The sequence below is a fragment of the Sorangium sp. So ce302 genome (assembly GCF_051530145.1).
GTDB classification, from domain to species: domain Bacteria; phylum Myxococcota_A; class Polyangia; order Polyangiales; family Polyangiaceae; genus Sorangium; species Sorangium cellulosum_B.
Map to the genome: position 1 here is coordinate 3,747,501 of NZ_CP150326.1, position 16,685 is coordinate 3,764,185.

Genomic DNA, 16,685 nt, shown 5'->3' on the forward strand with positions numbered 1-16,685 from the left:
AGCACCGCGAGGAGCGGGCTCCGCAGGGTTCCGATTGGACGCACCCACAAGTTTCCGGTGGTGATATCGAGAAGGTCACACCCGATCCCATACCGAACTCGGAAGTTAAGCTTCTTGGAGCCGATGGTACTGCCAGGGCAACCTGGTGGGAGAGTAGGACGCCGCCGGGATTTTCTTCGAACCTGCGCACGGTGAAAGCCGTGCGCAGGTTTTTTTTTGTCATTTTGTTTGGAGCTCGGGACGCGCTCTGCGGCGTCTTCGCAGCGCCGAGGCCACATCGAGGCTTCATTGGCGCTGCTTCTGGTCAACGTGGCGCGGTCACGACCCCCGCGATCGTTTTCCCGACGTGCGCCAGGAGCCTGTTGAGGGCGTTCGTTTTGTTGTCTGGCTTGAATTTTCGCTGGTCTCAGCTCTGGGCGTTCGCGCTGCGTGCGGCGCCGCCCGCCGCGTGAGAAGAAGTGCCAGCGCAGGAAGCGGCGCGGGGGCCGGCAGGGGACGGCGGCGCGAGATCGAGATGACGCTGCGAGTTTCTTCTGGCCGCCAGGCGTTGCTACCCTAGGGGAACCTTGGGATTCAAGCGCAGGAGAATCGCTGCGGTCGCCGGGGGGGCCCTCTGTGGCGGGCTCGTCGTCGGGTTCGCCCCTTTTGTGCGCTACCAGGCCGAGCAGGCGGCTGATCGGTACGGGGCATCGCTGTCGATCGACCAGGTTCGGCCCACCTGGAGCGGCGTCTCCCTGAAGGGTGTGGACGTCCAGCTGCGCGGGGCGCCGAGCATCTCCATCCGCCTGGAGGAGGTCGCGGTCGCGCTGGGCGTCTCGGGACGGCGCGTGACGATGCGCGGGGGGACGGTCTCCGCCGTCGGCCCGCGCGAGGCCATCCTTCACGAACTGGAGACCTGGCGGGCAGGGCAGCCGGCAGGACGTACCGGCACCGCGACGAGCGAGGGGGGCGGTAGCACCGAGCTGGAGGGCTTGCGGCTCGTCTGGACCGATCGGACCGACTCGCCCGCGGAGAGCCTGTCGGCCGACAACGTGCACCTGTCGCGCGCGGGAGGGCGGACAGCCATCGCTGCGCGCGAAGCGATCCTGTCCCTGGGACGGGCGGCTTTCTCGGTCCGGCACGGCCGGCTGGTGCTCGCCCTGGAACAGGGGCGATACCAGGTGAGCGAGCTCTCGGCCGACTCCATCGACGCCAACGTGGCGCTCCCGGAGGGGACCCCTGAACCTCAGGTCGTGCCTGAGCAGAGCGGGCGCACCCATCCGGCACAGCTGACGAGGACGCCCGAGCGCAGCGACGGGGCCGATGCGGGGCGGAATCGAGGGGCTGCGGTTCGAGATGCCCTTCTGCGGGCGGCGCAGGGCATCGATCTGGCGCTCGGCAAGGACGCCAAGGTCGACGTCGCAGGCGTCACCGCGCGCCTCCGGCGCGACGCCGATCACCTCAACCTGGGACCGGGGCACCTCGCCGTGCGGCGCGAGGCAGGCTCGCTCGTGGTGGAGCTCTCGCCTGGAGAGGCCGCGATCGCGGCCGCCGGCGCCGATGCCCAGCAAGCGCTCACCTTTCGCCTTCGCGTGCCGCTCAGCGACGCGAAGGAGACCCCGCAGGAGATCGTCGCCGACGTGCAGGGCGGACCCATCTGGCTCTCCACCCTCGGCGTCCATGAAGGGGACATGGGCCTGTTTGATGTGGCGCGGACGTCGATCGTCAGCCGCGCGCGGGTCGTCCTCTCCGCCGACGGCCAGACGCTTGGCGTCGACGGCGAAGGAAGGCTGAAAAACCTCTCCCTGCGGAGCGCGGCCCTGGCAGATGAGCCCATCGCAGGCCTCGACCTGGCATGGCGAGCGAAGGCGAACGGCAAGCTCGACGGGTCCAAGCTCGTCGCCGAGGACGCCGAGGTCGACCTCGGTGCGCTGAGGCTGATCGCGCGCGGCGAGTACGAGCACGCCGGGAACTCACACCGGGTCCGCGGCACCTTCGAGGTGCCTCTCACGGCTTGCCAGTCGATGCTGGATTCGGTGCCCAAAGGGATCGTGGCGAAGCTCCACGGAATGAGGCTCGCCGGCTCGTTCGGGATCGAAGGGAAGCTCCGGTTCGATACCGCGAACCTCGACCGGAATTTTTTGCTTGACTGGGGCGTCTCCAACACCTGCCGCGTGACGGAGATGCCGCCGGAGCTCAGCGTCGATCGCTTCAAGCGCGCGTTCCGGCGCCTGGTTTACGGGCCCGGGGGCAAGCGCGTCGACATCGAGTCCGGGCCAGGGACCGCCGATTGGGTCCCCTACGAGGACATCTCCCGCTTCATGGAGGTCGCCGTGCTGACCACGGAGGACGGCGCCTTCCACCGGCACCACGGGTTCGACGAGGAAGCCATCAAGAACTCGATCCGCGAGAACCTCCGGAAGAGGAGGTTCGTGCGGGGGGCGAGCACCGTCAGCATGCAGCTCGCCAAGAACCTCTACCTCGAGCGGACCAAGAGCGTGGCGCGCAAGCTCCAGGAAACCTTGCTCACCATGTACCTCGAGCAGGAGCTCACCAAGGAGCAGATCATGGAGCTCTACCTGAACGCGGTGGAGTTCGGACCGCTGGTCTACGGCATCGGCGCCGCCGCGCGGCACTACTTCAACGCGTCGGCGGCGCAGCTCTCGCTCGGACAGGCGCTGTACATCGCGTCGATCCTGCCGAACCCGAGCGTGCAGCACTTCGATGCGAACGGTGAGGTCACCGCTGCGTGGAGCGGGTACCTGCGCAAGCTCATGCAGATCGCGCACAGGCGCCGGCGGATCTCCGACGAGGAGCTGGAGAAGGGGCTCCAGGAGGTCGTGGTGCGAGGCTCCCCTGCGCCCCATCTGGCGCCCCGTCAGCCCTCCGAGGACGGCGGTGAAGCCGGCGAGGAGAGATCGGGAGAGGACGAGGGGGGCGCCTGGGCGGCGCCTTGACGCCTGCACGCGCGGGCCGGGCCGTCAGCGCTTCGACGCGGCGGTCCGGAGCTTCGCGAAGAACGCGCGGAGCACGCCGGCGCACTCGTCTGCGAGCACGCCCGACGTGACCGCGAAGCGATGGTTGAGCCGGCTGTCGCGCCCGATCGCGAAGAGCGTGTCGACCGCTCCCGCCTTCGGGTCCGGGCAGCCGTAGACGAGCCGCGCAATCCTGGCATTGACGAGCGCGCCGGCGCACATGGGACACGGCTCCAGCGTCGCGTAGACCGTCGCCCCTTCGAGCCGCCAATGACCAAGTCGCCTGGCCGCCGCCCGCAGCGCGTCCACCTCGGCGTGACCGGTCGGATCCTGGTCGATCTCGCGGCGGTTTCGACCGCGCGCCAGCACCGCCCCCGCCGCGTCGACGACGAGCGCCCCCACGGGGACGTCACCGGCACATGCCGCAGCCTCGGCCTCCGCGAGCGCTTCGTGCATCCACAGCACGTCGACGTTCGCTGGTTCCTCCGGCTGTGCCACAGGGGAGAGGAGCAAATCCGCTCCGTCATCCATGACATCCATGAGAGGCTCAGGACCTTTTACACGACCGATCAGGCGCGCCCAGGAAGATTCGAACTTCCGACCCCCGGCTTCGTAGGCCGATGCTCTATCCAGCTGAGCTATGGGCGCTCTGGTGAAGACAAGTGCAAGACGTGGCTACGCCACCGCACTCCCGCGTCGCGCTCGGTTGCGCGAAGTGAGTGCCGGCGTTTATACGCCCCCGAGCGAGCTGTCAAAGGAAAAGTGATCGATGCCTGAGTGCGCCTGCTCGGATGCGCGGCGTTTGCCGCCGAGGTCGTTGCGAAGTTCGCTCCTTCGTCGCCCTCACGCCTCGCGCCCTGGCGACTCCCCCGAATGGCCGAGCCTTCTCGCCCGCAAAGGCTGATCCCATCCGCCAGGTTGAGCCGCGGCAGGGCGAAGCGGGTGAGCGGCGCGGGCCATGCTGGCGACGCACACGAAGCCGGCGGCGGGCAACGAGCGCAGGACAAAAACAGGGCGCGCGGCGACTCCGTCACGGAATGGCCGCGCGCTTTCACACGCTCTCGAAGGGCAAGCGAAGCTCTAGAAGCGCACCACGAGATGAGCAGGCCAAGCTGACGAAACGGGAAGAAGCCGTAAGCCAAGCAGCAGCGGCGCCATGGAGAGGCGGGATGGCGCCCGCTGAACGACCAAGCACAAGCTAGTGAGGCCCGTTACGAGGGGAGGAGGACCGAGACACGCTGCAGCCCACAGCGCAGAACACGGTCAATTCCGCCTGGAGCAGCCTCTGTGCCATCTCGTGGCCTCCTCGTCGCTGCGTCCGCGCGCGCGCGTACGTCCAGCGGAATACTCACGTTTCGCCGCGGTTTCTTCGGCTGTCGTGGATCCGTGTCCGACGAGGTGCTCGGGCAGCGGTGTCGCGTGCCATGCCGTGTTTCGCAATCTTTGCGGACCAAGAGCCCCGGCCAATGGACGCTGTGACGCGTCGCGCTGGCGAGGGCTACGCGAGCGCCTATCGGGGGCCGCCGAAGAGGTGGTCGTGCGGGGCGTCGGCATGGCAGCGCTTGCAGAGGGGCAGAGCGCCGCGGTGGGTGGAGGTGCCCTGGGGCGTGAGGACGAGGTACTCCCAGTTGCCGCCGTCGGGGTCGTAGCCAGCCGGTCGCTTCACCATGGCCAGGAGCGTGTCCGGCTCCGATGCGCCCGCCCGGTAGTGGAACTCGACCACGGCCGCGCCGGAGGGGAGAACGCGATCCGGACCGAGCTGCGGGTAGGGCGCAGCCGCCGCGTTGATCCTCACCTCCGCCTCCATCTCGCCGGTGAAGTGCTGGGAGCGAGCTCGATCCGTGACGGGCTGGAAGCTCGCGAGCTGCCCGGCGAGCTCCCACGCCGAGGGCGCCGCGGCCGGCGGTGCAGCGGGCGCCGGGGCCGGCGCGCGCGCCTCGGGGATGGAGCTGGAGCCGCGTCCGATCCATTCCGTGGTCTCCGCGACGTGAGCGGGGGACGCAGACGGCGGGGGCGGCGCACAGCCCAGCGGCAGGGGGGCCCACCCGGAGCGGACCCGCGCCTCCGTCGAGAGCGTCATCGAGGCGAGCGACGCCGCAGCGAGCGCGCACCACGCAGAGAGGCGGGTTCGGGACCGCACCGGTCGAGATGCTACACTGCCCGGATGTACCTGGCCTCTTCCAGGCGAGGCCGCGCATGGCGCGCCCTCTTGGCCGCCACGCTGGTGTCGCTGTCGGGCGCTGCGCTGCTGGGAGGCGCCCCGCACGCAGCCGCCGAGGAGGCGTCCCGCCGCGCCTGGCTGGGCGTGGAGCTGGAGCCAGGGCCGGCCGGGGGGGTGGTCGCGAAGCACGTCGTCACCAGCTCGCCGGCGGCCAAGGCGGGCATCGTGGACGGGGATCAGGTCATCGCGGCGGATGGCGTCGAGATCGACGAGCCAAAGCAGCTCGTCGCGCGTGTCGCGCTCGCGGGGCCTGGAAACGTGGTGAACCTCCGGATCCGGCGCGGCGGACGAGAGCGAGACGTCGCGCCGACGCTGGTGCCGTTCCCCGGGCACGATCAGATCCTTCGCCTCGACAAGATCGGCACGTTCGCGCCAGCCTGGAAGTCGCTCACCACCGTCGGAGGGACCGTCCCGGCGAACATCGGGACCCTGCGCGGAAACGTGGTGCTGCTCGATTTCTGGGCGACCTGGTGCGCGCCGTGCCGCTTGATGGCCCCGCAGCTCTCGGCGTGGCACGCGGCGTACGCCGCGCAAGGGCTGCGGGTCGTGGGCGTGACGACCGACGACGTGAGCGTCGCGACGAAGACAGCGCAGGCCCTCTCGATGCGCTACGCGGTCGCGGCGGACGCGTCGGAGTCGACCTCCGCGGCCTACGGCGTCAAGGCGCTCCCCACGATGTTCGTGATCGACAAGAAGGGCGTCATCCGGGACGTGGTGGTCGGGTACGACCCGACCCGGCACGCCGAGGTCGAGAAGCTCCTCAAGGCGCTGCTCGCGGAGCCCGCGCCGGCGCCGTAGCCGCCGCGGGGTCGCGCCGGCTGGACCGGTACGCTCTCCATGCTCCTATCCATCGACGAGTTCCTCTGGGCGCTGCGCCGCGACGGCTTCGCCGTCTCGACGGCGCAGGCCATCGATGTCACGCGCGCGTGCGCCCTCGTCGGGTTCGGCGACCGCGGGACGCTGCGCGACGCCATCGGCGCGGTGGTCGTCGAGCGCGCCGCCGATCTCCGCCGGTACCGCGCCTGCTTCGACCGCTTCTTCTCTCCCGCGGGCGCGCACGTCGGCGATCTATGGGGGCGCCTGCGGGAGCGAGGGTTCTCGGATGGGGAGCTCTCCGCCCTGCGCGATCTGCTGAGCGCGGCGGCGGAGCGGAGCGGCGCCTCGGGCGACGCGATCGCGTTCCAGGCGCTCGCAGGGACCGCGGGGGAGCTCGACCGAGCGCTCCAGGCGGCCGGGATCGCGCGCGTGCTCGCGCCGATGACGAGCTCGCTCCAGGTCGGGTTCTTCGCGCAGCGGGTGATGGATCAGCTCGGGGTGCCGGCCGCCGCGAGCGCGCTGCGGCGGATCCGGAGCGCGCTCGAGGAGGCGCTCGGCGAGGAGCGGGGGAGGGCCCTGGCGGAGGCGCTCGCCGCCGAGCTGGAGCGGATGCGGCACCGCGTGCGCGAGCACGTGACGCTGTCGCTCCGGCGCTTCGAGGGTGAAGAGCCAGCTGCCCACGGCCGCATGGATGTGCCGTTCGCCTCGCTCGGCGAGGGCGAGATGGAGGAGGTGCGCCGCGCCGTGAAGGAGCTGTCCGTGCGGCTCCGGGGCGCGGAGCGGCTCCGGAGGCGCCGCGCGCGGCGCGGGAGGATCGATCCTCACCGGACGCTGAGGCGCAGCCTCCAGACCGGCGGCGTGCCGTTCCTGCCGGCGCGTCGAGCGCGGCGGCGCGACAAGCCGCGCCTGATGATCCTGTGCGACGTGTCGGACTCGGTCCGCGTCGCCGCGCGGTTCATGCTCGAGTTCGTCTGCGCGGCGCAGGAGCTCTTCGACCGGACGCGATCGTTCGTCTTCGTGAGCGAGCTCGCCGAGACGACCGAGCTCTTCGAGGCGTTGCCGGCGAGCTCGGCGCTCGAGCGGATCCAGCGCGGCGAGGTGGTGAGCCGGGCGCACAACTCGAATTACGGGCGCGCCCTGCTGGCCTTCGAAGAGCGACACGGGCGTGACGTGGACCGGCGGGTGACCCTCGTGATCCTGGGCGACGGGCGCACGAACTACTTCGCGGACGAGGCGGAGGTCGTGAGGAAGCTCCGTGACCGGGCGCGGGCGCTCCTGTGGCTGTGCCCCGAGGGGCCGGGCGCCTGGGGGACGGGGGACAGCGCGATGCCGCGCTACGCCGCGGCGGCGACGAAGGTGCTGGTCGCCCGGACCGCGCGGGAGCTCGAATCGGCGGCGCGGGAGGTGGTCGCCCGGCGCGCTTAGGGCTATGGGTCGCGCCATGTCGCTCGATCAGAAGCTGCGGGATCTCACGGCGCGCATCGAGAAGGGAGGCGCGCAGAAGTACCACGACAAGAACGCGGAACAGGGCAAGCTGTTCGCGCGGCAACGGGTCGCGCTGCTCGTCGATGAAGGCAGCTTCATCGAGGACGCGGCGCTCGCCAACGCGCTGGATCCCGAGCTGCCGGCCGACGGCGTCATCACGGGCACCGGGACGGTGGGCGGGCGCCCCGTGTGCGTGATGGCGAACGACTCGACGGTGAAGGCCGGCTCGTGGGGGCGCCGCACCGTCGAGAAGATCCTGCGCGTGCAGGAGACCGCGCGGCGCCTCCGGTGCCCGCTGCTCTACCTGGTCGACTCCGCGGGGGCGCGCATCACCGACCAGATCGAGATGTTCCCCGGGCGGCGCGGCGCGGGCCGGATCTTCTACAACCAGGTCGAGCTGAGCGGCCTCGTCCCGCAGATCTGCCTGCTGTTCGGCCCGTCGGCGGCGGGGGGCGCCTACATCCCGGCGTTCTGCGACGTGGTGTGCATGGTCGAGAGCAACGCGAGCATGTACCTGGGCTCTCCGCGCATGGCGGAGATGGTGATCGGCGAGAAGGTCACGCTCGAAGAGCTCGGCGGAGCGCGCATGCACTGCTCGGTCTCCGGGTGCGGCGACGTCCTGGTGAAGACCGAGGAGGAGGCGATCGCCTTCGCGAAGCGCTACCTCGCGCTGATGCCGCAGAGCTCCGCCGAGACCGCGCCCCGCGTCGAGCCGAGGCCGGAGAAGCCAGGGCAGCGGCCGCTCGAGGACGTGATCCCCGCCGACGAGAACAAACCGTTCGACATCATGGCCGTGATCGACGCGATCATCGACGAGGGCAGCTTCGTCGAGATCAAGAAGCTCTACGCCCGAGAGATCGTCACCGGGCTCGCGCGCGTGGAGGGACGCGCGGTCGGCATCGTCGCAAACCAGCCGAAATACAAGGGCGGCGTGCTGTTCGTGGACTCGGCCGACAAGGCGGCGCGGTTCATCTGGCTGTGCGACGCGTTCAACATCCCGCTCCTGTACCTCGCCGACGTGCCCGGCTTCATGATCGGGACCGTCGTCGAGAGGCAGGGGATCATCCGGGCCGGGGCGAAGATGATCGCCGCGGTGAGCGAGGCGAGCGTGCCGAAGCTGTCCGTCGTCGTGCGCAAGGCGTACGGGGCCGGGCTCTACGCGATGTGCGGGCCGGCGTTCGCGCCCGACGAGTGCATCGCCCTGCCCTCGGCCTCGATCGCCGTGATGGGGCCGAGCGCCGCGGTGAACGCCGTCTACTTCAACAAGATCCAGGCGATCCCGGCGGGGCCCGAGCGCGAGGCGCTCGTCCAGAAGCTGCGCGACGAGTACCGGGCCGACGTCGATCTGGAGAAGCTCGCGAGCGAGCTCGTGATCGACGCGATCATCCCGACGGCGAACCTCCGCCGCGAGGTGGCGCGCCGCTTCGAGCGGTACGCCGGCAAGGTCGAGGAGAGGCCGCGAAAGAAGCACCTCGTGCCGCCCGTGTGAGCGGCGCGCGGCGCGCTCCGGAGAGCGCGCGGCGAGGGCAGCGCCCTTCGTGACCTCGGCCGCGCGCGGACGTGGTGTAGACTCGCGGCGTGCTCGCCCGCAGGTTTCCGCTCTCCATCGCGCTGCTCGGCCTCGCTCTCGCGGCGGGTGAAGCGCGCGCCGACGTCCCGGCCCCGGCGGTGGCGCGCCTGCTCGGCTCGCGCCTGGGTCGGCACCCGCTCGCCGATCCGCGCGGGCGCATCCCCGTGACGGTGCCGCTGCCCGCCGGCGCCGACGCGCGAGCGCTCGGGCTGCTCCCGGTCGCGCCGGGCTTCGGGGCCATCCGGCTCACGCCCGGCGACGTCGGCGCCTTCTCCGCCGCGCACCCGGAGCTCAGGCTGCTAACAGGACCGCCGCGGCGGCCCCTGCTCGATCGCTCCAAGGGGTGGATCCGCGTCGAGCCGTACAGGAAGGCGACCGGCGCGGACGGCAAGGGGGTGGTCGTCGGCGTCGTCGATACCGGTCTCGACGTGACCCACCCGGATTTTCGAGACAAGGACGGCAAGACACGGATCCGATGGATGCTGCAGGCCGGAAGCCCGAAGGGGCTGCACGCGGCGCTCGAGCACACCTACGGGTGCGATGATCCGGACCAGTCGGCGTGCGCGATCTTCTCCGACGCCGACATCGACGCCATGCTCGCGCAGAGCAAGCCCGGCATCCTCCGCGATATCGCGGGGCACGGCACGCACGTGGCCTCCATCGCCGCGGGCAACGGCGGGCCGATGGTCTCGGAGCGGCCGCGGTACGTCGGCGTGGCGCCCGCCGCGACGCTGATCATCGCCGCGCCCGCGCGGCCCGGCGAGGGCTTCGACGATCCGGACATCCTCAAGGCGGTGCAGTTCATCTTCGACCGCGCCGAGGAGCTGAACATGCCGGCGGTCGTCAACCTGAGCGTCGGGAGCGATTTCGGGCCCCACGACGGGACGAGCCCGCTCGAGGCGGGGCTCGCCGCGATGGTCGGCAGCGCTCATCCGGGGCGGGCGATCGTCGTCGCCGCCGGCAACAGCGGCGCGATGTACGAGCTCGACGGCGAAGGGCCGCTCGGGATCCACACCGAGGCCCACGTGTCGGCGCACGCCGAGACGCGCGTGCCCATCCGGACGCCGAGCGCGGAGCGCGGCGAAGGATACGTCTGGATCACCTTCCGGCCCGGGGACGAGGTGTCGGTCGGCCTCGACGGGCCAGGCGGCGAGGCGTGGATCGGCCTGATCGAGCCCGGAGATGACGCCGGCTACACCGGCGACGACGGCGAGACGACCGGCGCGGTCATCAACCGGCTCGCGAACGGGAAGTCGCCCATCACCGCGGCGACGAACAGCGCCGTCGTGGCCTTCAGCGGGGCGTGGAAGGCGGGCGAGTTCGCGATCCGCCTGCGAGGCCAAGGGGACGCGCAGCTCTGGGTGACGGGGCTCGGCGACGTCTCGCCGTCGCATGATCTCGGGCTCCTGTTCCCGCGCGCCATCAAGCAAGGGACGATCAACGTGCCCGCGAGCCACCCTGGGCTGCTCGCCGTGGGGTGCACCATCAACCGCGTCCGCTGGCAGCCGCAGGGGAGCTCCACGAGCGTGCGCCTCACGAGCCTCGACGGCGTGGACATCGAAGAGGACAGCGCCTGCTACTTCAGCGCGGCTGGTCCCACGCCGTTCGGCGTGGCCAAACCGGAGATCAGCGCGCCCGGCGGCCTGGTCGCGGCCGCCATGGCCAGCGGCGTCGACCCGCGCGACGATCCCGGAGGGCTGTTCGATACGCCCGGGTGCCCCGGCGACGAGCCTTGCTTCGTCGTCGACGACCACCACGCGATCGCGTCAGGGTCGTCCATGGCGGCGCCGCAGGTCGCAGGGGCGATCGCGCTCCTCTTCCAGGTCAACCCGAACCTGAGCCAGGCGGAGGTCACGGAGGCGCTCCAGGCAGGCGCGCGGTACCCGAGGGGCGCCGTGCCGCTCGACGCGCAGCTCGGTCCCGGCGTGCTCGATCTCGAAGGCGCGCGCCTCGCGCTCGAGGCCGCCGAGACCGGCGGCAACGAGCCGGCGCTCGACAAGAGCTGGTACGTCCTGTCGAGCACCTACGCGAGGCCCGACCCGTCGTGGCCGGTCTGGGGGACGATCGAGCTGCGACGCCCTGACGGCGCCCCGGTGAGGGGAGTCGATGGGAAGCTCACGGTCGCCGTTCGCGGCGGGGTGATGCACACGCCGCTCCGGGAGGTGCGCCGCGGGCTGTGGCAGTTCGCGGTCGCCGCGCCGCGCGGCTCCGGAGGGGCGACGCTGGCCGTCGACGTGCTCTACGACGGCGCCTCGCTCGGCGCGCGCGAGCTCCCGGTGGGGAGCGACGTCTGGATGGCGAACGGAGAGCTCGAGGCGACCAGCGGCGCGTGCACCTGGGCCGCGGCTCGCCCGGACGGGACGCCGCCGTCGAGCCGCGCCGCCTGGGGCCTCGCGAGCCTCCTCGTGGCGGCGTCGGCGGCGCGCCGGCGGCGCCGCGGCTGAGCACCCCCGCAGGCAGCCCGCGCGCCCTTGCGTTGCCCGGGGGCACGCGCGGCTGCCGTCCGGCGCCGACCGTGTCACGGTGGCCGACCGGCGGGGCGGGGTAGAGCACGACGGCGATGGAGCACGGACGCATGGAGAAACGGGTGATCCTGGATCGACCTCCCGCGGCAGAGGCGGACGCGGGACACGCGCGCGCACCCAGGCCGCTGCGGTTCGCGGCGCGCACAGGCTGGGATCTCTCGGGCAACAGCCTCGCGTCCGTGCTCGCCGAGGCGCGCGGGGCGGGGCGCGCGCTCGTCGACTTCACGGAGTCGAACCCGACGCGCTGCGGGATCGTCGAGGCGGCTCACCTCATCGCGCCGCTCGGCGAGCCGCGCGGCGAGCGGTACGCGCCGCTGCCGCTCGGCGATCCGGCGGCGCGCGCCGCGGTGTCGCGCTACTACCAGGAGCGCGGGCTCGACGTGGATCCGTCGAGCGTCGTGCTGACGGCCAGCACCAGCGAAGCGTACGGATGGCTGCTCAAGCTGCTCGCCGAGCGCGGCGACGACGTGCTCGTCCCCGTGCCGTCGTACCCGCTGCTCGAGTACCTGGCCTGCCTCGAGGACGTCGCGCTCACGCCCTACCCGCTCCTCAGGGAGGAAGGATGGCGCATCGACCTCGGCGCGCTCGAGCGCGCGGCCGGCGAGCGGACGCGCGCGGTGGTGCTCGTCCATCCGAACAACCCGACCGGCTCCTTCGTGCGCCGCGACGACGCGGCCGCGCTCGAGGCGTGCGCCAGGGAGCGCGGGCTCGCGCTGATCGTCGACGAGGTCTTCGGGGACTACGCCCATGGAGACCTCGCCCCGGACCGCTTGCCGAGCTTCGCCGGCGCGCGGCAGGCGCTGACGTTCGTGCTGAGCGGGCTCTCCAAGGTGATGGCGCTGCCGCAGCTCAAGCTCGGCTGGATCGCGGTCTCGGGGCCGCCGGAGCTCGCCGCGGCGGCGCTGGAGCGGCTCGAGGTCATCGCGGACACCTACCTCTCGGTCGGCACCCCGGTGCAGCTCGCGCTGCCGGAGATCCTCGCCTCACGGGCGCCCGTCCAGCGCGCGATCCTGTCGCGCGTGCAGGCCAACCTGGCGGCGCTCGACGCGGCGATCGCCGCGCGCGCCGGGGGTGCGGTCCGGCGGCTCCCGATCGACGGCGGCTGGTACGCGACGCTGGAGGTCCCGCGCGTGCACGACGAGGACGGCTGGGTCGAGCTCCTCGTGCGCGACGAGGGGATCATCGTCCACCCCGGCTACTTCTTCGATATGCCGCGCGACGGCTTCCTCGTGGTCGGCCTGCTGCTCGATCCGGACGTGTTCGCGGAAGCCGCGCTGCGGCTCGTGGGCCGGATCGCGCGCGCGATCAGCGGTGAATGAGGACCACCGTGGAGCGGCCGGCGTCACGGGAGGCCCGCAGGCCGTGCCACCCCTCCGGCACCGGCGGGTCGGTCCAGGCGAACATCTGCTTCGCGTCGATGGGGGAGAGGTTGACGCAGCCGCCGCTCTTCGGCTCGCCCCAGGCGTCGTGCCAGTACGCGCCGTGCAGCGCGTGAGGTCCGCTGAAGTTCTGCACGAACTGCACCTCGGAGTGGACGATCTTGTCGTTCGTGCTCGAGACCATCGTCGCCGTCACGAACTTCCCGTCGATGCGGAAGCGCCCGGTCGGCGTCGCCGCGGTCTCGATGGCGGGGATGCCCTGCCTCGGGACACCACCGCGCCCGGGTGAGATGAGCGTCGCGAAGACCGGGGTGAGCTCTTCATAGGCGACGAACCAGCCGCCGAGCACGCTCACCTCGATCCACTTGCGCGGCGACGACGGATCGCCGTCGCCCTCGAGCGGCGAGCTCTTCGCCGCCTCGATCACGACGGCGTCGTCCGCGCGCACGTAGACCCCCGGCTCCTGCGTCTCGAGGAGCCGCTCGCCGTCCTCGCTCTCGGCGCGACCGGTGAGCCCGACCGAGGCGAGCCGCGCGAACGACGCGCCGGTCGGCTCGAAGCGGCCGCCGGCGCCCCGCTGGTACTTCGGCCGATCGGTCTTGCGGAAGAACGCGAGCGGGAGCGAACGCCCGTCCTTCAGCCAGACGCCCTGGAAGCTCGAGCGCGGGTAGGGCTTCAGGCGATCCTTCGGCATGTACGCCTGGTCCGAGGTCACCACCCAGGTCCGATCCTGCGCGTCGAACGCGCGGGTGAACGCCACCGTCGAGCCGTTCACGATCCGGTCGCGCCCCTCGCGCACGAGGCCGCCGAATGGAAACAGCGCCGGGGCGGCCACCCCCGCAGGCTTCAGGTCGACTCCTACGAGGGCCTCGTCGAGCTCGCGGATGGCTTCCTCGCCGGCACCCTCGGCGGCGCGCACCTTCGCGATGTTCGCGAGGTGCTCCTCGAGGTCCCACTCGGAGCGCCGCTGCTCCTTCGCGCTCGGGAGCTGCGGGTAGCGCGGCGCGCCGGTCGACTCCGCGTAGTCATAGGGCCACGGGGAGTCGACCCTGGGCGCGTGCGGCCGCAGCGCGGCCACGACCGGGTCGTTCGGGTCGACCGCGGCGCTGGCGCCAGCGCAGACGTAGCCCCGCGGCTCGATGGCGTACCACGCGTCGCACCCCTCGCCCGGCGTCCGCGCGGCCTCGACGCTGCCGCCGCGCAGCGCGACGGAGCCGCCGAGCCCCAGGTAGCCGCTCCAGCCCCGCGTCGGGTAAGGGCCAGGGTTGATCCACGCAAACCGCGCCTTGGAGTAGATGCGCGCTCCCTCCGCCGCCGCGCTGGCGGGCGGCGCCGTTGCCGCCGCGCTCGCCGCGGGCGGCGCGTCGGCCTCCGCCTGGGCCGGGGCCGGGGTCTTCGTGACGTGCGCCGCCTCGACGAGCGCGGCGCGCGGCGCGGCCGCTCCCGAGGCCACGCGCGGCGCGTCCGCCTCGGGGGGCGTCCGCGGGGAGTCCGCCTCGAGCGAGGCAGGCGCCGCATCGGCGGGGCTCTCTTCGGAGCAAGCTGCGGCGCCCCCCGACGCGATCGCGCACGTCAGGGCCGCGAGGAGGAAGGAAGGCGGTGAGCTAGCCATGCAAGCGGGAGAGACTAGTTGCCGGATGCGACCGCGGACAAACGAACGACAGCCGCGCCGCTCGCGGCTGCCAGCCGGGGAGCCGCGCTCGCCGCTAAAGCCTGCCGAGCACGGCCACCACGAGCAGGATGACCCCGACGAGCGCCGCCGTGATCATCGCGAACCTCATGAGGCGCGGCTTCAGCCACTTCCACAGGACGAGGCGAGCCACCTTCCACAAGAGCACCAGGATCTGCCGGAGGACCTTGCCCACGACGAGAGCGTAGCGCAGTCCCGCGGCGCGCGCTGCCAGCAAGGGCGGTAGAATTCGCGGCCAATGGACGAGCCCTGCGACCCTCGCCGGGTCGGACAGGGCGGGACGCAGCGCGCAGCGGCACGCCTGCCGGACACCTCCGCCAGCGGCCAGCCCGGCGTGCGGGCGATCGCTGCGGGCGGTGCGCGGCGTCACGTCAATCGATGTCGACGCTCACCTTCGATGCATAGCTGCCAGGAGAGGGGAAGGTGATCTCGCGCAGCGCGCCGGCGACACACTCGGCCGCCTCCTCGCCCCGTTCGTCGTTGCTGGACACGCCCACGCTGAGCGGCTTGCCGTCGGTGTCGATGTAGAGCGTGGCCTTGAGCTGGCTGGCGCCCGCCTGGCTCCGGCACGACGCGAGCGCCGGCCTCGCCTTCTTGTACGGCGTCCCGAGCTGGTCGGGCGTCCAGGGCACGGGCAGGCGCTCGTCGCTGCTCGGCTCGAAGGTGAAGCTGTTCTCCGCCAGGCCCTCTCCGCCGACCGGCTTCGGCCACCTCGTCGCCTTCAGGACGCTCAGCATGCACGCCTCGGTCTCGCGATCGCCCAGGTTCGAGTCCTTCACGAACGCCCAGCGCGCCGTGCCCTCCTCGGTCACCCGGACCTTGAAGCGGATCTCGCCCCCGAGATAGGGGATCCGCTGGACGCCTTTCTGGTAGCAGCGCGAGAGCCGAGACGACGCGCGCTCGAACGCCGCTTGCACCTTCTCCTCGTTCATGCCGCCGATCTCGGAACGCGAGTTCATCTTCGGGCTCGACGTCTCGACAGGCTCGGCGTCGACCATCACCGGCGCGACGGACGTGGGCGCGGCGCCGCCGCAGCCCAGCTGGGCCGCGAACGTCGAGAGAGCAACGACGGTGATCGTACCCCTGAGTAAGCACGTGAATTTCATGATCGAACGAGGACTCTATACGAGCCGCGTCTTGGGCGAAAAGAGCGCGATGAGGGGAACGCGCGCTGCAGTGCGTGTGAGAGATTCTACGCCAGCGCGAACGCCGACGCGCCGCTCCGAACGCGGGCCCGCTCGGACAGGAGGCGCCCGCAACGCACACGGTAGAGGCGTAGCGGTGAAGGTCCGTCCACGAGCGCCTGAGCGCAGAAGATGCGAGGCGGCGCGCCTGAGCGCACCGGCGCGTCGTGCGCTCGGTGCGTATGGCCGTGGATCACGTGAAGGTGATCATGCTCGTGGAGCAATGCCATGAGCTCAGCGCTGTTGATGAGCCCGTCCAGCCATTGCATCGCTCCGATCGGATGGCGGAGCGGCGGGTGGTGCTGGGCGAGCACGAGCGCGTCGCCCGAGCGGCGCGCCTCGGCGGCGAGCGAGGCGATCCACGAGAGCTCGCGGGCCGCGATCGCGCCCGCCGAGCGGGTCACCGGTTGCATCATGGCCGTCGAGACCCCGGCCACGACAGCCCCAGGCAGCGCGACGGCCGTCCCCTGCCTGCTCGTCGCCGCGAAGGGGCGGAGGCAGCCCTCCAGCGCGCGCTCCCACGCGCCTTCGGTATACGCGTCGTGGTTGCCAGGCACCAACGTGACGCGGGCCGGGTCCCAGCCGCTCTCCGCCAGGACGGCGGCGAGCACCTCGAACTGGGCATGGGTCCCGTCTTCCGTGAGGTCGCCGGTGAGCACCAGGTGGTCCGCCCCGGTCCGCCACGCCTCGATGAGCGCCGCCAGCGTGCGACGGCGCCGTTGCGCTGCGTCGATGGGGCGGCCGAAGCTCAGGTAGCGAAGCCGCCACCGCTCGGCGCCGCGGCGCCGGTCGTGATCCGCCTCGAGGAGATGGAAGTCCGTGAGGTGCGCGATCGTCGTCATCGACGCGATCGTGAGCCCT

The 16,685-nt window shown here is 71.7% G+C and carries 12 protein-coding genes, 1 tRNA gene and 1 rRNA gene; 7 read left to right on the forward strand and 7 right to left on the reverse strand.

Going from position 1 to position 16,685, the window contains the following annotated elements; translation table 11 throughout:
- Nucleotides 1–53: 53 nt before the first annotated feature.
- Nucleotides 54–170 (forward strand): 5S ribosomal RNA (gene rrf / locus WME73_RS14415).
- Nucleotides 171–566: 396 nt separating this feature from the next.
- A complete protein-coding gene (locus tag WME73_RS14420; protein WP_437916051.1) occupies nucleotides 567–2,936 on the forward strand; it encodes a transglycosylase domain-containing protein in 2,370 nt (789 codons plus the stop codon).
- Between the two features lie 24 nt (nucleotides 2,937–2,960).
- Here WME73_RS14420 and WME73_RS14425 read toward each other — a convergent pair whose 3' ends face one another.
- The 3 genes from WME73_RS14425 to WME73_RS14435 form a co-directional block, all read right to left on the reverse strand.
- Nucleotides 2,961–3,494 carry a nucleoside deaminase gene (locus tag WME73_RS14425; RefSeq protein WP_437916052.1) on the reverse strand — a complete coding sequence of 178 codons (534 nt, stop codon included), beginning with the start codon at nucleotides 3,492–3,494 and terminating at the stop codon, nucleotides 2,961–2,963.
- 34 nt (nucleotides 3,495–3,528) lie between these two features.
- Nucleotides 3,529–3,602: transfer RNA gene (locus WME73_RS14430), tRNA-Arg, on the reverse strand.
- Nucleotides 3,603–4,464: 862 nt separating this feature from the next.
- Complete coding sequence (locus tag WME73_RS14435) at nucleotides 4,465–5,094, reverse strand: hypothetical protein (protein ID WP_437746025.1); 630 nt, start codon at nucleotides 5,092–5,094, stop codon at nucleotides 4,465–4,467.
- A 24-nt stretch (nucleotides 5,095–5,118) separates the two neighbouring features.
- On the opposite strand from WME73_RS14435, the gene WME73_RS14440 reads away from it, so the two are divergent.
- The 5 genes from WME73_RS14440 (at nucleotide 5,119) to WME73_RS14460 (ending at nucleotide 12,890) form a co-directional block, all read left to right on the forward strand.
- Nucleotides 5,119–5,973, forward strand: coding sequence for a redoxin domain-containing protein (locus tag WME73_RS14440; RefSeq protein ID WP_437746026.1), 855 nt, complete (start codon nucleotides 5,119–5,121; stop codon nucleotides 5,971–5,973).
- Nucleotides 5,974–6,012: 39 nt separating this feature from the next.
- Entirely contained in the window at nucleotides 6,013–7,416 is a 1,404-nt protein-coding gene (locus tag WME73_RS14445; RefSeq protein WP_437746027.1) for a VWA domain-containing protein, read from the forward strand.
- A 16-nt stretch (nucleotides 7,417–7,432) separates the two neighbouring features.
- Entirely contained in the window at nucleotides 7,433–8,965 is a 1,533-nt protein-coding gene (locus WME73_RS14450) for an acyl-CoA carboxylase subunit beta (RefSeq protein ID WP_437746028.1), read from the forward strand.
- A gap of 89 nt (nucleotides 8,966–9,054) precedes the next feature.
- Entirely contained in the window at nucleotides 9,055–11,490 is a 2,436-nt protein-coding gene (locus WME73_RS14455; protein ID WP_437916054.1) for a S8 family serine peptidase, read from the forward strand.
- A gap of 131 nt (nucleotides 11,491–11,621) precedes the next feature.
- Nucleotides 11,622–12,890, forward strand: a complete 1,269-nt coding sequence (locus tag WME73_RS14460; RefSeq protein ID WP_012235223.1) for a pyridoxal phosphate-dependent aminotransferase — start codon at nucleotides 11,622–11,624, stop codon at nucleotides 12,888–12,890.
- On the opposite strand, the gene WME73_RS14465 is transcribed toward WME73_RS14460, so the two are convergent.
- The 4 genes from WME73_RS14465 to WME73_RS14480 all read right to left on the reverse strand — a co-directional run bounded on the left by WME73_RS14465 (nucleotide 12,877) and on the right by WME73_RS14480 (nucleotide 16,666).
- Nucleotides 12,877–14,562 carry a L,D-transpeptidase gene (locus tag WME73_RS14465; RefSeq protein ID WP_437746030.1) on the reverse strand — a complete coding sequence of 562 codons (1,686 nt, stop codon included), beginning with the start codon at nucleotides 14,560–14,562 and terminating at the stop codon, nucleotides 12,877–12,879. The genes WME73_RS14460 and WME73_RS14465 overlap by 14 nt on opposite strands.
- 94 nt (nucleotides 14,563–14,656) lie before the next feature.
- Nucleotides 14,657–14,815 (reverse strand): hypothetical protein, encoded by a 159-nt coding sequence (locus WME73_RS14470; protein WP_157906653.1) that lies wholly within the window; start codon nucleotides 14,813–14,815, stop codon nucleotides 14,657–14,659.
- A gap of 196 nt (nucleotides 14,816–15,011) precedes the next feature.
- Nucleotides 15,012–15,746 carry an AgmX/PglI C-terminal domain-containing protein gene (locus tag WME73_RS14475; RefSeq protein ID WP_437746031.1) on the reverse strand — a complete coding sequence of 245 codons (735 nt, stop codon included), beginning with the start codon at nucleotides 15,744–15,746 and terminating at the stop codon, nucleotides 15,012–15,014.
- 86 nt (nucleotides 15,747–15,832) lie between these two features.
- The gene (locus WME73_RS14480) at nucleotides 15,833–16,666 is read right to left on the reverse strand and encodes a metallophosphoesterase family protein (RefSeq protein ID WP_437746032.1); all 834 of its coding nucleotides are present in this window, start codon (nucleotides 16,664–16,666) and stop codon (nucleotides 15,833–15,835) included.
- Nucleotides 16,667–16,685 lie beyond the last annotated feature (19 nt).

Bases quoted from the DNA above. Each gene is read 5' to 3' on its own strand.
- WME73_RS14440 (WP_437746026.1), top strand. From the start codon at position 5,119: ATGTACCTGGCCTCTTCCAGGCGAGGCCGCGCATGGCGCGCCCTCTTG.
- WME73_RS14465 (WP_437746030.1), bottom strand. From the start codon at position 14,562: ATGGCTAGCTCACCGCCTTCCTTCCTCCTCGCGGCCCTGACGTGCGCG.
- WME73_RS14425 (WP_437916052.1), bottom strand. From the start codon at position 3,494: ATGGATGTCATGGATGACGGAGCGGATTTGCTCCTCTCCCCTGTGGCA.
- WME73_RS14480 (WP_437746032.1), bottom strand. From the start codon at position 16,666: ATGACGACGATCGCGCACCTCACGGACTTCCATCTCCTCGAGGCGGAT.
- WME73_RS14460 (WP_012235223.1), top strand. From the start codon at position 11,622: ATGGAGAAACGGGTGATCCTGGATCGACCTCCCGCGGCAGAGGCGGAC.
- WME73_RS14475 (WP_437746031.1), bottom strand. From the start codon at position 15,746: ATGAAATTCACGTGCTTACTCAGGGGTACGATCACCGTCGTTGCTCTC.
- WME73_RS14445 (WP_437746027.1), top strand. From the start codon at position 6,013: ATGCTCCTATCCATCGACGAGTTCCTCTGGGCGCTGCGCCGCGACGGC.
- WME73_RS14450 (WP_437746028.1), top strand. From the start codon at position 7,433: ATGTCGCTCGATCAGAAGCTGCGGGATCTCACGGCGCGCATCGAGAAG.